A 14,023-nucleotide genomic window follows, 5' to 3' on the forward strand; every position below is an offset into this window, starting at 1 on the left:
GAGAGCGTTGATGGCAAAGCGGTCCGGACCCCTTAACCGGAGTAATGACATCCGTTACCACTGGCCCCTGCTTCTGCAGCGGGGGCCGCTGTTGATCGTGGTCCTGTATGTCCTGTTTGGAACCAGCTGGATCCTGTTCAGTGACCTTTGGCTGGCCACCCTGGTAAAGGATCCTGAAACAGCCAGAAACCTGCAGACCTGGAAAGGGGTGCTCTACATTGCCCTGACAGGGGTGCTCCTTTACCTGGCCATGCGGAGTCTGTACGCGGCCATTGCTGGTATAAGCCGTGAGGCGGTGGAGCGCGAGGCGCGGTTCCAGGAGATGGCAGAACATATCCCGGAGGTATTCTGGATCTGGGATCCTGTGCATCAGCGCCTGAGCTATGTGTCTCCGGCGGTCGAATCCATCTGGGGATTGCCCGCGCAACACCTGCTTGAGGATCGACACCTGTGGCTTCGAAGCGTCCATCCCCAGGACAGCGAGCGGGTTACCAGCACGCTGGAACACATCATCCGCAGCTGCCAGAGCATCACACAGCAGTACCGTGTCCAGCATGCGGATGGCACCTGGCTGTGGCTTGAGGACCGTGCCTACCCGATCTGTGACGAACAGGGTGAACTGGTCCGGATGGTCGGGGTAGCTGAGAACATCACGGAGCAGCACCATCAGCAGGAAGCCCTTTACGAAGCCGCTTACTACGACCGTCTCACCGGACTGCCCAACCGTTATCTTTTCCATGAACGGCTGGAGCAGCAGTGTCAGGACGCCACCTGCAACAACCTGACGTTTTCCCTGCTGTTTCTGGATCTGGACCGCTTCAAGTACATCAATGACTCACTGGGTCACAGCGCGGGTGACGAACTGCTGCGCCAGGTGGCCCGGCGGCTCCAGAGCGTCGTCGAGGGGCGGGGTTTTCTGGCCCGGCTGGGTGGGGATGAGTTCGCGGTCCTGCTTTCCCGTCGTCAGGATACCGAACAGCGCGAAACCATCGTGCGCGCGATCATCAATGATCTCTCGCGGCCCTACCGGCTCCAGGGGGAGGATTCCTTCCTGACCCTCAGTGTTGGCGTGGCGCTGTTCCCGCGGGATGGCGGCGATGCGGAAAGTCTCACCCGCAGTGCGGATGTGGCCATGTACAGTGCCAAGCGCCAGGGTCGCAACAACTGGTCCTACTTCGACGAGAGTGACAATCCTGCCACCACCGAACGCCTTCGGCTCGAGGCGGACATCCACAGGGCAGTGGAGAACCAGGAGTTTGAGCTGCACTATCAGCCCCAGTTCAATGTCCAGGGTACCCGCATGGACGGTGCCGAGTGCCTTCTGCGCTGGCAGCATCCCGAGCACGGCATGATCTCACCAGGGGAGTTCATTCCCCTTCTCGAGGAGACCGGCCTGATCGTGGATGTGGGGGTGCGGGTGATCGAACAGGCCTGCCGTTGCATCCACGACTGGCGCGGGCGCGGGCTGCCGGATCATTTCGTGCTGGCGGTCAATGTGTCGGCGCGGCAGCTGCAGGATGAACACCTGCTGACGGAAACGCGGCGGCTGATGGAGGCCTGGAATGTACCGGAAGGCATGCTGGAGCTTGAGCTGACGGAGAGTTCGCTGATGGAGGAGCCGGCCTATTCCCGCCGGCTGTTCGCGGGGTTGCGCAGCATCGGCGCGAAGATCGCCATCGATGATTTCGGCGTGCGTTACTCCAGCCTGAACTACCTGCGTGAATTCGCTCCGGATATTCTCAAGATCGATAAGAGTTTTGTGGACCCGATTGCGGGTAACGAGCGGGATCGTCACCTTCTGGAGGGCATCATCCAGCTGTCCCATACCCTTGGCATTGGGGTGATCGCTGAGGGTGTGGAGACGGAGGCACAGCGGGCGATCCTGGAGAACGCCAGCTGTGACTGGATCCAGGGGTTCCTGCTGGCCCGCCCCATGGCCCTGGGTGGCGTCGAGGACCTGATGGAGCGGCTGGGGGCGATCAGGGCTGAGGCGGATACTGTTCGAACATGGCCTCAATAACCTGGTCAATCAGCTTGGTACGCTCTTCCCGATCCTGGTTTTCACTCAGGTAACGCCGGCCCCTTCCTTCCCAGACCACCTGATCAATGGTGGGATCCACCATCTCCACCACCAGCTGGCCTTCGCGTATTTCGCGGGTCTGAACCGGGCTGTGGGCCACGCCAAAGGTGAAGGGGCTGCGCCCGAATCCAAAGCCAAGGCCCAGGCTGGGCCCCCGTGATTCAGTCCTTACCTCGTCCTCAATCCGGTAACGCACGAGCACGTCCGGCTCCACATCCGCCCGGGTGAAGCCTTCTCCGGTCAGTGCCTGTTCCAGGGCCCGTTCGATGCGCGCGGCGTCCAGGCCCTGAATGGCGTTCTCATCACGCTCGGCAAAGCGGTAGCTGCTGTAGCGGTCGAAACCGGCGTTGCTGTCGTAATCCGTAACGGCATAACGGGCGCAGCCTGTGACCATCGCCAGCAGTACCGCCAGTGTGACCACTCTGAATACAGTTGTCATCGGTTGAGCCTCCCATCAGACGATTCCATTATGGGCGCTTCCCGCGCCTGTGGGAACCGATGCCGGGGGCCTACCTGCTCCTGTCCTGACCCGATCGGAAGCGGTCCACCAGTACGTGCAGATCCTCGGCCAGCCCTTCCACGTCGGAGCTGACCTCCGCGGTCTGGTCCGCCTGCCCGGTGGTCTGGTCCGCCAGCTCGGCGATGCGTGTGATCTGTTGATTGATCTGGTCCGCCACCTGGCTCTGCTCTTCAACCGCGGAGGCCATCTGCATGGTCTGGGAAGCGATGGTGTCGATGTAACCCGCCACCTCCTGGACTTTGGTCTCGGTATCCTGAACCGCATCAAGCCCCTGCTGGGCCATGCTGCGGCTGTTCTCCGTGGCTTCCAGGGAGGCCTGGACCTGTTGCTTGAAGTTGTCGATGATCTGGTGGATGCGGTCCGTGGATTCGCGGGTGCGGCTGGCCAGGTTGCGCACTTCATCCGCGACCACGGCAAAGCCGCGTCCGGCCTCGCCCGCACGGGCGGCTTCAATGGCCGCGTTCAGCGCCAGCAGGTTGGTCTGGTCCGCGATGTCGGTGATCAGCTGGGCGGCGGAGCCGATCTCATCCGTGGCCTCGCCCAGCTGGTTCACGGTCTGGGCGACGTTATCGACACTGCCGGTCAGCTCTCCGATAACGCGGGAGTTCTCGCCCGCGATGCGCGTGATCTCGCCGGTGGCGGTGTTGGCCTCATCCGCCTGCTGCGCCGCCTGGCCGACACTCTGGGAGACCTCACTGATGGAGGCGGTCATCTCGTTGATGGCCGAGGCGGTCTGGTCCGTCTCACCACGCTGGTTGCGGATCTGGTCGCGGCTGGTCTGCATCAGCTGATGCCCCTGGGCCGCCTTGGCGGACAACTGGCTGGCAAAGTTTTCCATCCGCTCGAGGACGGTGATCAGCCTGGCCTTTTCGCTGATCATCAGCATATCCAGCTCGCGCAGGCCGCTGCCCCGGGGCGAATAGGTGGTGGCTACGAGCGGATCGGCAAAGGCGTCAGGTCGCAGTGCCAGGGTCTGCTTCAGGCGCTCCTGCAGGCGCTGACGATTCCAGGCCGCACCAGCGGCAAGTCCTGCCAGGGTGGCACCGGCAACAACCCCGGCTCCGAGCCCAAGCCCCAGCGGTACCAGTGAAGCGCCTGCCACAAGGACCAGCGGCAGGTTCTGCATGCAGACCGCCCTGAGCTCCAGTGTGAGCGGTGCAGCCCGTTTGCCCGCATTGAGCCGGGCATAGACCCGGCTTGCCCGCTCCACCCACTCGCGTTCCGGTTTGGCACGCACCGATTCGTATCCGACGATCCGGCCATCACGGCGGATGGGGGTCACATAGGCACTGACCCAGTAGAAGTCGCCGTTCTTGCAGCGGTTCTTGACCAGCCCCATCCAGGGCTTGCCCGCCTTGAGGTGGCCCCACATGTGCTCGAAGACCATTGGCGGCATGTCCGGATGCCGGATGAGGTTGTGGGGCTGGCCGAGCAGTTCATCTTCCGGGAAGCCGCTGACCTCAATGAAGGCCTCATTGACGTACTCGATCACGCCCCGGTCATTGGTCGCGGAAATCAGGGGCCGGTCTTCCTGTACCGGTACTTCTCTGTCGGTAACTGGAAGATTCTGCCGCATGCCTGATACCTCTGAGGGAAAATTGATACTGCTCAAGATAGCACGGGAACCGGAATTTGCTCATGCGAATTACCCGTGACAGGGCTTTACCAGGGCGCTGGCTCAGGCATCATTGGTGCTGGTCCAACGGGGTGTAATGCAACAGGAGGTCCCATGTGGCGCAGAGGCACTGACTCATCCTTCCGGCTGAGCGAGCACGTTGTGGTTCTGACCGGCGCGGGCATCAGCGCCGAGAGCGGCCTGTCCACCTTCCGGGACGCGGGCGGGCTCTGGGAACAGGTGGATCTTGAGGATGTGGCCACTCCCGAGGCCTGGGCGCGCAATCCGGAACTGGTGCGGGATTTCTACAACCAGCGTCGCCATCAGGTCCTGGCGGCCCGCCCCAACGCGGCCCACGAGGCGCTGGTGAATCTTGAGAACCGCTGCCGGGTCAGTGTGGTGACCCAGAACGTGGACAACCTCCATGAGCGCGCCGGCTCCTCCCATGTGCTGCATCTCCATGGCAGCATCATGGAGGCCCGCAGTGCCGTGGATCCGGAGGAGGTGCTCGAACTGGGGGAGCAGGATCTGAGCCCGGATCTCACCTGCAGTCGGGGCCATCCCATGCGCCCGAACGTGGTCTGGTTCGGCGAGGCGGTGCCGGCCATGGAAACAGCAGCGCAACTGGTCAGTCGCGCCGATCACCTGCTGGTGGTGGGGTCATCACTGAACGTTTACCCGGCCGCCTCGCTGGTCCAGTTCGTGGAGCCCGGGGTGCCGGTCAGCGTGGTGGACCCGGATGCCCGTCTGCATCTGCCCGGCGCCAGGGTGATCCGTAAACCCGCCACCGAGGGTGTACCCGAATGGGTCAGCGGGTTCCGGGCCGCCTTCAGTATCTGACGGAACTTCTCTTCCCCAGTGCCCCTGTGGCTGATGGCCGGAACGTGATCCCTGTCCCATAATGCAAAAGTCTGTTAGCCACGCTGGCCATACCGTTTTAGGGTCTGGAATTAAGGCCCGTTAATAACAACAACAGACAGAGAGAACGGTATGGGGCGATGGCTTGTGGCCAGTGGTGTGGCACTGGCGGTTCTGTTGGCCGTGATTGCGGGGCTGTACGCCGTTACCACGGCCATGCCGGAATCCGCTCCGGAGCCGGTCGCGGTCACGCAACCTCCGGAGCCCAGCCCTTCGTCCGTGCCGGAGCCGGGCGGTTCAGCCGAACCGGAATCCGGTTCGCCCGTCGCCCGGCGTCTGGAAGGCGAGTTTGCCCGCATTGCCGACCAGTACGAAGCGGGTTCCCGATACCCTCCCTATTCCTTCCCCATCGATGAACAGGCCGTTTCGGACTACCGCTACAACGGCTACAGCCCGGTTCGCGTGCCGGTTGCCACCGACGACGGTGAGCGCGCCACCATCAGCCTGAGCCTGGATCGGCTCCATTTCGAACATGGCGAGCCCATTACCGGACAGGTGAGTGTTGGCGGTAACGGCGCCTCCGGGATTTCCCTGGATGAGGTCACTCTGCGGAATGAGGCGGGCGATATTCTCCACCGCGAGTCCCTGGAAGCCGGTTCCGGGGCTCAACGCCTGAGCGTGTCCCCAGGCACCTCGAGCGTGGAAGAGTGGCCCATGGAGCTGATGCTGATGGTCTCCGGTGACTTCCGGGGTGAGCCGGTGGATGCGGTGGCGCCGCTGCGCTACCACGCGCCCGTGGGGGATATTATTGGCGTGGGCGCAAGCCGGGTGGAAGGCGCCCACCTGGTGATCCCGGTTGAAGTGGCCGTTGAAACCAGTGGCGATTACGCCATCGCGGGCAACCTCTATACAGAATCCGGCAAGCCCCTGGTGCACGTGGAGCACGAAACCCGGCTCTCTTCCCTGGAGGACACGGCGGAGCTTCGCATTCACCGCCAGGCTCTGGAAGCGAAAGGCGATGAAGGCCCCTACCAGCTGGGCGATCTGAGTCTGCGCCAGCTGCCGGCGAGGCCGGGGGACCGCACACGTTTCGGCCCCACCGGGGAAGAGCGTCACGACGTTGAGGGCGCTCCGTTTGAGCGTTACAGCCAGGAGGACTACCAGGATCCCATGCGCGAGGCCCGACTCGAGTTCCTGCGCAATGCCGCTGAGGAAATCGAGCCATAGGCTCGCCGGGTACAGGGAAGGCACAACAACAAAAGGGTTATGCAGTACAACAACAAGACGAAAGATCCGGAAAGGAGAAACATCATGAAAGGCCTGAAGATTACGGCACTGGGCATGGCGCTGGCGTTTGCCGGCGGCGCGCAGGCCCAGCTTGCCGGCAAGAACGTGATCCTGATCCATGGGCTCCAGGGTGATGACATTGCGGAGAACCCGACGAGCCAGCAGGAGATTGAGCAGAATGGCGATGCCTACTGGCAGGCGTTCTGGGCATCACGTGCGGAGGCGCGGATTGACTGGGGCAGTCACGAGCGCGTTGAGGGTCGTACGGCTGAACGTGCGTTCAACCAGCTGGTGGAGATTTCCCAGCAGGGGCTGTGCAGTGAGGGCTGCATTGTCGTGACCCATTCCACCGGGGATCTGGTAGGGCGCTATGTGCTGGACAACCAGGCGCGCTGGTTGAGCAATGCGGGTCTTGAGCCGCTCAACGTGATCGCGGCGCTGGACTTTGCCGGCGCCGGGGGTGGCTCCGAACTGGCGGACCTGGCAGTGAATGCGGCCTATGCGGACAGTTTCGGGGATGAGTTGGCCAAGCTGGCCGTGACCGCCTACCTGGGCACCACGCCAACCCCGGAAAACCTTGGTGTCCTGAGGGACCTGCAGCCCGCAGTGGCACGCAATATTGCGACCTCACCCAACAGCGTGCCGCGGCTGCGATTCGTGGGCGGAGGCAGCAATTACGGGGGGCTGACCGGGCCCTTCCTGCCGGGCATCGACGATGGTGTTGTGGCGCTGCATTCCACCTGCGGCGGTACCCAGGTGGGCAGCTACAAAAGCTGCGTGAGCAATGTGGCACTGGACGGCAAGCGCACCAGCGTCAGTGCGCCCTCCGGGCTCTACTACAACCACTATCCGGTACTGATGGGAGAGAAGGTGGATCACAGCCAGGTGATCAACACCGAGTCCGGCAATACGCTGACCTACGCCAACAATGGGTTCAGTGTGTCCGGGGTGTCCGTCAACTTCCAGACCGAGACCTACGAGGAACGCCCCTGGTGGAAGTTCTGGGGCAGCGGTGACACCTACCAGGTGGTCACCGACTCCGAACAGTCCAGTGTCTCCGGCCTGGTGTACCAGACGCTCAACTGAGTGAGCCCTGCCGGGAGCGGCTTCGGCCGCTCCTGGTTCACCGCATCTGGAAACGGATCGGGAGCTGCAGCCGGAAGGTGTCGCCCTCGATCTTATCGGGAACCCGTGGCAGGGGTTCCGCCCGTTGCAGCATCTCCACCGCGGCTTCATCCAGGATGCCGTACCCGCTTTTGTCCACCAGTTCCGTGCGGTTGAGTGAGCCATCACGGTTGAACCCGATGGTCAGGCTGACGGTGCCCTCCTGACCCAGGCGCCGGGCGCGCCGGGGGTATTCATAGTGCTGTGCCAGGTGGCGCTGGAGTTCCGCCAGGTAGGCGTCCTCCTCGGCCTGGTCGCCACCGCCGATGGTGACATTCTGGGTCTCATTGCTGGCTTCCGGCGTGCGGCCATTCTTTGAGCTGGATTCCTGCTCCACGGGGTTGTCGGGCGGCTCGACCGGCTCAACACTCTTTTCAGGCTCAGGCTCAGGCTCAGGCTCAGGCTCAGGCTCAGGCTCAGGCTCAGGCTCAGGCTCAGGCTCAGGCTCAGGCTCAGGCTCAGGTTCTGGTTCTGGTTCTGGTTCTGGTTCTGGTTCCCTGGGTTCCGATTCCTCGGTTGTTTCGGATTCGGACGAGGTGCTTTCCTTCTGCGAGGGCGGCGGTGCCTGGGTGTTGACCACGATTCCGCGCTTGCCGGTGTCCGGGCCTGGCATTTCGGGCCTGTCCACGGGCCAGCGGAACAGCACCGCCAGGTGCAGGATCACCGCAAGGCTGATGGAGACAATGGCAATGAGCGAGCGGGTGCGTTCCGGTGTCATTGGCCCGGGTCCGTCAGCAGGATGACCTGGGGGTGACCGGCCTCGTCCAGGGTCTGGAACAGGCTTTCAAGCTCCGCCATGGAAAGCTGCTCGTCCACGCCCAGCCGCAGCCGGTCGGATTCGTCGTAATCGGGCAGTTTTTCGCCCAGTGCGCTCCGCTCAATGGGCGAGCCCTCGAAGCGCAGGTTGCCGTCCGCTTCCACCACCAGATCCATGTCCGGGCGGCGTTCATCGCGGCCGTTGGCGGTATCCGGAAGCGCGGGAAGCTGGTCCTGGAGGACGATCCCCACGATCAGGAAGAACAGAAGCAGCAGGAAAACCACGTTGATCAGCGGCAGCAACCCTTCCTCAAGCTTCTCGGTCAGCGAGGGGTCATTGTCGGATTCGGGGAAAAACGGTTGTTGCTGTTTCATGGGGCGTCCGGGGTTTTGCCTGCGTCACGCTCCCAGCTGGCGCTGACACCGGCGTCATCGGCCACGCCCAGCCAGTGGGTGAAACGGCCCAGGGCCACGTCATCATCGGTGCTGATCTCGATGCGTTCGCCCCCGAAGTTCTGGATTCGCTCCGTCAGCGCCGGTTCATCCAGCGTCTCGCCATTCCACTTGAGTCCTTCCTCTGTCAGGTGGAGTCGGGCGGGTGTGTCGTCCGATGCCTCGCCGCCGGAATCCGGGGCCGGTGTATCCAGCTGCAGCAGGCCGACCGGCTCCATGCGGGAGGTGAGCATGAAGAACAGCAGCAGAATGAAGACCACATCGATCAGCGGCGTGAGCCGGATGGGCACACGCCGGCTGGGTCGGGGCTCAAGCCATTGCATGGCGCTGGGTGTTTTCCTGCCTGTGGTCGTCGCTGTGCTGCTGGGCCCCGGTGGCGGTAACCGCCTCGCGGGGCTGGTTGCCCGGCACTTCGCGCCGGAAGATCCGGACCAGCAGGTCGTTGATGTGTTGCTGCATGCGCCGCATCCGGAACTCCATCCAGGCGGCAATGGCAGCGAAGGGAATGGCGATGGCCAGGCCCGTTGCGGTCGTGGACAGGGCCTCGTAGATACCGCCGCTGAGTTCGGCGGGGTCCGCCTGGCCCTGAGCGTTCGCCATGGCGTCAAAGGCCGTCATCATGCCCATCACGGTGCCGAGCAGGCCGATCAGAGGTGCCAGCGCGGCGATCACTTCCAGGATCTTCAGGGGCGATTCAAAGGGCAGAAGGAGGCGCTGGGCGCGGCGGGCGACTTCATCGCGCAGGCTGCTTTCCGTCTCGCCCTGGCTGCGGCGGTGCATGACGAATGCCAGAAGCCCGGCGAGCGGGTTGCGCTGGCCGCTGAGACTGCGACGGGCGGCATCGTCCTCGCCGTCACACCATTGGTCGACGCCATCCCGGATGCGGCGGTTGAGCCGGGGCGCCTGCAACAGGCTTATCACCAGCGTGTAGAGCGCCGTGCCCAGCCCGAGCACGGAAATGGCCAGGAGTACGCCCATCACAGGGCCACCCATTGCGAGGAGTTCGGTTATCGGGGCAAGCAGTTCCCCGGTAGTGGGTGTGGAAAGACTCATAAGCGTTGCCAGCCCCTCTAAGGGGTAATCCGCGAAGCGATGATCGAATGATAAACATTATCATTCAAAAAGTGAAGGGACCTGGAGCAGGATGCAGGCACCCGGGGCCCTGAAGGGCGCCGGGTGCGGGTAGCAGCCTTCGCGGGTGCGTCAGTGGAGGTGGGTGCGGCTGTCGCCGGCAAATGGCGCCTTCTCGTCGAGTTTTTCCGTTACCGTATCGATGATGTCCAGATAGGTGCTGGATTCACGGAAGGACTCCGTGGCCGGCGCGAAAACATCGCCCAGGCTTGGCTGCATGGGGGTGTCCTTGCCGGGGTCCGCCTCATCGCGCAGATGGGTCAGCTCCCTCAGACCGGTGACGACCCCCATACGCGGCTCGCGGATCTGTTCATAGGCACGGAAGTACAGGCAGCCGGGAGTACCGATCTGGACGATCAGCGTATCCAGGGATTCGTCCTCGCCGTCGCGCTGGATGGTGGTCCAGGCGGAGAAATAGAGCATGACCGCCGGAGCGTCCATTTCCTCACGTACCGTTCGAAGGGCGTTCTGCCATTCCTCGTTTTCCGCATCCTCCGGCAGTCCGCCGAGTACGAGCTGGACGTTGTTACCATCGCCGAGCACAACGGCTGTCGGTGGTACGTCGTATTCCCCGAGAATACCGGCATGGGCAATGGTGATGGCGTCGTGCATGAGATCGGTCACGGGCACCTCCCTTGGAGTCGGGTCAGGTCGTTCACTGGGACCTGACCCTAGAATAGACGCTTTGGCAGGGAATCTCGACCCCCGTTCAGCGGGAACCATCGGTATGGCATAGTGACAGCGTGTTACCCGCCCCAGGAGAAGAGGATTTGTCGCACACTCCCGAGCAGCGCCTTTACCGCGCCTGGCTGGTCATGGCCCTGCTTATCACAGTTATGGGGGTTGCGGCACTGGCATACAACCCTGTGCCGGCGATTGTGACCCTTGCGGCCGCCGCGTTCTGTGGCTGGCGGGCCTGGCTTGCCCGCCCCCGTGCGCCGGAGCCGCTGTCTTTCCGGCTGGAAACGGATCCCGCCCCGGGGTCGCTCGGGGGCGACGTGGGCGGCCGGCTCTACCCTGAGGACGGCACTGCCTTCCCGGCGGACCCCGAGGTCACCCTGGTCTGCACCCGACTCTGCGAGAAAGCCGGCCACCAGACGGTCTCCCACCGTCGTGACTGGGTCTGGTGGGAGACCCGGCCGGCCTTCACCGAGTCAAATTGCCTGACTTTCCGCTTCGAGCCGCCGGGGTCACTGACCGGCACGGAGCCAAGGCCGGACCTCAGCGAGACCGAATGGCGCTGTCATCACTATTGGACGCTGGTGGTGCAAGGTGCTGTAGCGGGCCAGGTGCGTGAACAGCGGCTACGGCTTCGGGTGACGCCCGGGGATGCCCGTATGGTTCAGCCGCTCGCCCCTGAGTCGGAAGCGCGCAACCAGCCTCTGGCCCGGGATGAACAGGAACCGGCGGACGCCATGCTCGAAGCCTGATTGCGGCCGATGCGGATTGCGCCGACCCCGGGCCTGCACCATGCTGAGGCTGTCACCGTTCCGATGAGGCCGTCATGAATACCGAGCTGCTTGAGATCCGCGACCACATGGCCCGCTTCCCGCCGTTCGACGGCCTGGATGATAACCTTATTGATGACGTTGCCGGGTCTGTTGATGTGGCCTATTTCAAGGCGGGCTCCATGATCCTGGAGGCCGACCGCGAACTCCACGACCTGTGTTACATCCGAAGCGGCGCGGTGGAGATCTATCGTCGCAACAACGACCTCTACAACCGCCTGGGCGAAGGCGATATCTTCGGGCACTTCAACCTTCTGCGGAATAACAGGGTGCGCTTCCCGGCGCGGGCCATGGAAGACACCCTCATCTATTTCATACCGGATTCGGTTTTCTATCAGCTCTGCGAAACGGACGACGCCTTTGCCGAGTTCGTGGAAGTGGAAAAACCTCGCCTGCAGTCCACGGTTGAGGCCCAGCACAAGAGTAACGACCTGATGAGCACGCGGGTGCGCAAGCTGGTGAACCGCCTGCCCCTGCTGCTCGAGACGGATACCACGGCGCAGGATGCGGCTGCCCGTATGACCGGGGAGAATGTCTCTGCGGCACTGGTGGTGGAGCCCGCTGTGGATGCGGACTCGGTGATCTACACGGGGGCTGATGGGCGTCAGTGGGCCCTCAGGGGCATCCTCACCGATGCTGACCTGCGGGTGCGGCTGGTGGCCGAGGGGCTTTCAGGAGAAACCCCCGTGAGTCAGCTGCACAGCGGTACACTGATCTCGATCCAGTCGGATGAAACCGTGCAGGAGGCGATGCTCAGCATCCTGCGTAACAACGTCCAGCATCTGCCGGTGCTGCATCGCCGGCGGCCCATCGGGCTTCTGCATCTTTCCGACATCATCCGGTATGAAACCCAGAGCAGCCTCTATCTGGTCGGCAGCATTCTCAACCAGACCACCCTCCGTGGTCTGGCTGGGCTCCGTCATGAGGTCTCCGTCGCCTTTACCCGCATGGTACGTGATGGCTCCGATTCCAAGGTGATCGGTACCGCGCTGGCGGCCATCGGGCGCAGCTTCGCCCGGCGCATCCTGGAGCTGGCCGAGGAGGAACTGGGCCCGCCCCCGGTGCCCTATGCCTTCATGGTGCTCGGCTCCATGGCCCGGGACGAACAGACGGTGGTCACGGATCAGGACAACGCCATGGTTCTGAGTGACGACTATGATCCGGAAAAGCACGGCGACTATTTCGCTACCCTTGCAAAACGGGCCTCGGATGGCCTGGCGGCCTGTGGCTATGCCTACTGCAAGGGCGATATTATGGCGACCAATCCTGAATGGCGGCAGCCTCTGGGCGTCTGGCGGCGCTATTTTACGGAGTGGATCGATAATCCCACGCCGGAGGCGCTGCTGCACTGTAATATCTTCTTCGATCTGGACTGTGTGCACGGTGAGGAGGAGTTCGTTGAGACCCTCCAGGGGCTGATCGCCAACAAAGCGCCACTGGCGGATCGCTTCCTGGCGGCCATGGCGCGCAACGCGCTCAATCGCACGCCCCCGCTGGGATTCTTCCGCACCTTTGTGATGGAAAAGAACGGTCACGAGAATAAGTCCATCAACATCAAGCGGCGGGGGACGGCGCCCACTGTCGACCTGATCCGGATCCATGCCCTCGCTTGTGGCTCACGGGCCCAGAATTCCTTTGAGCGGCTGGATGACATTGCCAAGACCCAGCTTCTGACGCCCAATGCGGTTGAAAAGCTCCGTTATGCGCTGGAATTCATGTCCATGGCGCGCATCTGGCACCACCTCTACGACGTGGAGGCCGGGCGCGAGCCGGACAACAACATCGAACCCGAGGATGTCTCCAACAGCGAACGTCATAATCTCAAGGATGCGTTCCAGGTGCTGAGCAATGCCCAGAGCTTCCTCCAGTTCCGTTACCCCAGGCCCTGAGGCTCCCTATGCTGTCTCCACATTTCCTGAAGGGTGCCACTCCCGGCTGGCCGGAATACATGGCGGATCGTGCCCGCAAGTGTGGGAACGCGGATCTTAAGGCGTTTTTTGAGCAGGGATCCCTGGACCCGGAAACGCCCATCAAGCGTGTGCCGATGATGGCCATGGACCTGGAAACCACGGGCATGGACGTGACGCGGCATGGCATTGTCAGCGTTGGCATTCTGCCTTTCACGCTGGAACGGATCCATACCGCGCAGAGCTGGTACCGCATTGTGCGGCCCCGCCGGATGCTGCGGGAAGAGTCCGTGGTGGTGCATCACATCACCCACTCCGAGGTGGCCGATGCGCCCGATCTTGCGGACATACTGCCAGAGCTCCTCAACCGGATGGCGGGCTATCTGCCGGTAGTGCATTACCATCCCATCGAACGCCGCTTCCTGGATGAATCCGTGCGCGTGCGCCTGGGCGAGGGCCTGATGTGCCCCATGCTCGATACCATGGTGCTGGAGTCGCGCTGGTGCCGGCAGTCGCTGCGGGCGCGCATGCGCAAGTGGCTCGGCGCGCAGCCGCTGTCGATCCGGCTGCACGAGAGCCGGGCGCGCTACAACCTGCCCTTCTACCGCGGCCATCACGCCCTTACGGACGCCCTGGCCACCGCCGAACTCTTCCAGGCCCAGGTTGCTCACCGATTCTCACCGGAGACACCGGTCGGGGATCTTTGGGTTTAACGGCTTTTCCAAAGACAAAAAAAGAGCGGCC

General features: G+C 63.1%; 14 protein-coding genes. 7 read left to right on the top strand and 7 right to left on the bottom strand.

Annotated elements, in window-relative coordinates; all coding sequences use genetic code 11:
• Positions 1-10 precede the first annotated feature (10 nt).
• The gene (locus F3089_RS07820; protein ID WP_151440269.1) at positions 11-2,020 is read left to right on the top strand and encodes a putative bifunctional diguanylate cyclase/phosphodiesterase; all 2,010 of its coding nucleotides are present in this window, start codon (positions 11-13) and stop codon (positions 2,018-2,020) included.
• Here F3089_RS07820 and F3089_RS07825 read toward each other — a convergent pair.
• On the bottom strand, positions 1,980-2,519 hold the full coding sequence (locus tag F3089_RS07825; protein ID WP_151440271.1) for a DUF4136 domain-containing protein: 540 nt from the start codon (positions 2,517-2,519) through the stop codon (positions 1,980-1,982). The two genes, F3089_RS07820 and F3089_RS07825, sit on opposite strands and share 41 nt — an antisense overlap.
• Before the next feature lie 70 nt (positions 2,520-2,589).
• Positions 2,590-4,176: a methyl-accepting chemotaxis protein gene (locus tag F3089_RS07830; RefSeq protein WP_151440273.1), complete on the bottom strand. Its 1,587-nt coding sequence runs from the start codon at positions 4,174-4,176 to the stop codon at positions 2,590-2,592.
• 153 nt (positions 4,177-4,329) lie between these two features.
• On the opposite strand from F3089_RS07830, the gene F3089_RS07835 reads away from it, so the two are divergent.
• From F3089_RS07835 to F3089_RS07845, 3 genes are all read left to right on the top strand, one after another.
• A complete protein-coding gene (locus F3089_RS07835; protein WP_202405546.1) occupies positions 4,330-5,055 on the top strand; it encodes an SIR2 family NAD-dependent protein deacylase in 726 nt (241 codons plus the stop codon).
• Between the two features lie 150 nt (positions 5,056-5,205).
• Positions 5,206-6,300, top strand: coding sequence for a hypothetical protein (locus F3089_RS07840; RefSeq protein WP_151440275.1), 1,095 nt, complete (start codon positions 5,206-5,208; stop codon positions 6,298-6,300).
• Positions 6,301-6,384: 84 nt separating this feature from the next.
• Positions 6,385-7,446: a hypothetical protein gene (locus tag F3089_RS07845; protein ID WP_151440277.1), complete on the top strand. Its 1,062-nt coding sequence runs from the start codon at positions 6,385-6,387 to the stop codon at positions 7,444-7,446.
• Between the two features lie 37 nt (positions 7,447-7,483).
• Here the strand turns inward: F3089_RS07845 and F3089_RS15850 are convergent, their stop codons facing one another.
• The 5 genes from F3089_RS15850 to F3089_RS07875 all read right to left on the bottom strand — a co-directional run bounded on the left by F3089_RS15850 (position 7,484) and on the right by F3089_RS07875 (position 10,488).
• Complete coding sequence (locus tag F3089_RS15850) at positions 7,484-8,242, bottom strand: energy transducer TonB (RefSeq protein ID WP_192497302.1); 759 nt, start codon at positions 8,240-8,242, stop codon at positions 7,484-7,486.
• Positions 8,239-8,655 carry a biopolymer transporter ExbD gene (locus tag F3089_RS07860; RefSeq protein ID WP_151440281.1) on the bottom strand — a complete coding sequence of 139 codons (417 nt, stop codon included), beginning with the start codon at positions 8,653-8,655 and terminating at the stop codon, positions 8,239-8,241. Before F3089_RS07860 ends, F3089_RS15850 begins: the two co-directional genes overlap by 4 nt.
• Positions 8,652-9,056: an ExbD/TolR family protein gene (locus F3089_RS07865; protein WP_151440283.1), complete on the bottom strand. Its 405-nt coding sequence runs from the start codon at positions 9,054-9,056 to the stop codon at positions 8,652-8,654. Before F3089_RS07865 ends, F3089_RS07860 begins: the two co-directional genes overlap by 4 nt.
• Entirely contained in the window at positions 9,043-9,711 is a 669-nt protein-coding gene (locus tag F3089_RS07870) for a MotA/TolQ/ExbB proton channel family protein (protein WP_192497303.1), read from the bottom strand. Before F3089_RS07870 ends, F3089_RS07865 begins: the two co-directional genes overlap by 14 nt.
• Positions 9,712-9,936: 225 nt before the next feature.
• Positions 9,937-10,488, bottom strand: coding sequence for a hypothetical protein (locus F3089_RS07875; RefSeq protein WP_095616023.1), 552 nt, complete (start codon positions 10,486-10,488; stop codon positions 9,937-9,939).
• 146 nt (positions 10,489-10,634) lie between these two features.
• On the opposite strand from F3089_RS07875, the gene F3089_RS07880 reads away from it, so the two are divergent.
• From F3089_RS07880 to F3089_RS07890, 3 genes are all read left to right on the top strand, one after another.
• Positions 10,635-11,294, top strand: coding sequence for a hypothetical protein (locus tag F3089_RS07880; RefSeq protein ID WP_151440287.1), 660 nt, complete (start codon positions 10,635-10,637; stop codon positions 11,292-11,294).
• Positions 11,295-11,368: 74 nt separating this feature from the next.
• Positions 11,369-13,261 (top strand): DUF294 nucleotidyltransferase-like domain-containing protein, encoded by a 1,893-nt coding sequence (locus F3089_RS07885; protein WP_151440289.1) that lies wholly within the window; start codon positions 11,369-11,371, stop codon positions 13,259-13,261.
• Between the two features lie 8 nt (positions 13,262-13,269).
• The gene (locus tag F3089_RS07890; protein WP_151440291.1) at positions 13,270-13,992 is read left to right on the top strand and encodes a 3'-5' exonuclease; all 723 of its coding nucleotides are present in this window, start codon (positions 13,270-13,272) and stop codon (positions 13,990-13,992) included.
• Positions 13,993-14,023 lie beyond the last annotated feature (31 nt).

The sequence above is a fragment of the Halospina sp. K52047b genome (assembly GCF_008709855.1).
In the GTDB taxonomy this organism is placed as follows: domain Bacteria; phylum Pseudomonadota; class Gammaproteobacteria; order Pseudomonadales; family Oleiphilaceae; genus Halospina; species Halospina utahensis_B.

What these genes read in the sequence shown, in the direction of transcription:
- F3089_RS07890 (WP_151440291.1), top strand. Translation starts at nt 13,270, where the DNA reads ATGCTGTCTCCACATTTCCTGAAGGGTGCCACTCCCGGCTGGCCGGAA.
- F3089_RS15850 (WP_192497302.1), bottom strand. Translation starts at nt 8,242, where the DNA reads ATGACACCGGAACGCACCCGCTCGCTCATTGCCATTGTCTCCATCAGC.
- F3089_RS07820 (WP_151440269.1), top strand. Translation starts at nt 11, where the DNA reads ATGGCAAAGCGGTCCGGACCCCTTAACCGGAGTAATGACATCCGTTAC.
- F3089_RS07870 (WP_192497303.1), bottom strand. Translation starts at nt 9,711, where the DNA reads ATGGGCGTACTCCTGGCCATTTCCGTGCTCGGGCTGGGCACGGCGCTC.
- F3089_RS07865 (WP_151440283.1), bottom strand. Translation starts at nt 9,056, where the DNA reads ATGCAATGGCTTGAGCCCCGACCCAGCCGGCGTGTGCCCATCCGGCTC.
- F3089_RS07885 (WP_151440289.1), top strand. Translation starts at nt 11,369, where the DNA reads ATGAATACCGAGCTGCTTGAGATCCGCGACCACATGGCCCGCTTCCCG.
- F3089_RS07825 (WP_151440271.1), bottom strand. Translation starts at nt 2,519, where the DNA reads ATGACAACTGTATTCAGAGTGGTCACACTGGCGGTACTGCTGGCGATG.
- F3089_RS07835 (WP_202405546.1), top strand. Translation starts at nt 4,330, where the DNA reads ATGTGGCGCAGAGGCACTGACTCATCCTTCCGGCTGAGCGAGCACGTT.
- F3089_RS07845 (WP_151440277.1), top strand. Translation starts at nt 6,385, where the DNA reads ATGAAAGGCCTGAAGATTACGGCACTGGGCATGGCGCTGGCGTTTGCC.
- F3089_RS07830 (WP_151440273.1), bottom strand. Translation starts at nt 4,176, where the DNA reads ATGCGGCAGAATCTTCCAGTTACCGACAGAGAAGTACCGGTACAGGAA.
- F3089_RS07840 (WP_151440275.1), top strand. Translation starts at nt 5,206, where the DNA reads ATGGGGCGATGGCTTGTGGCCAGTGGTGTGGCACTGGCGGTTCTGTTG.
- F3089_RS07860 (WP_151440281.1), bottom strand. Translation starts at nt 8,655, where the DNA reads ATGAAACAGCAACAACCGTTTTTCCCCGAATCCGACAATGACCCCTCG.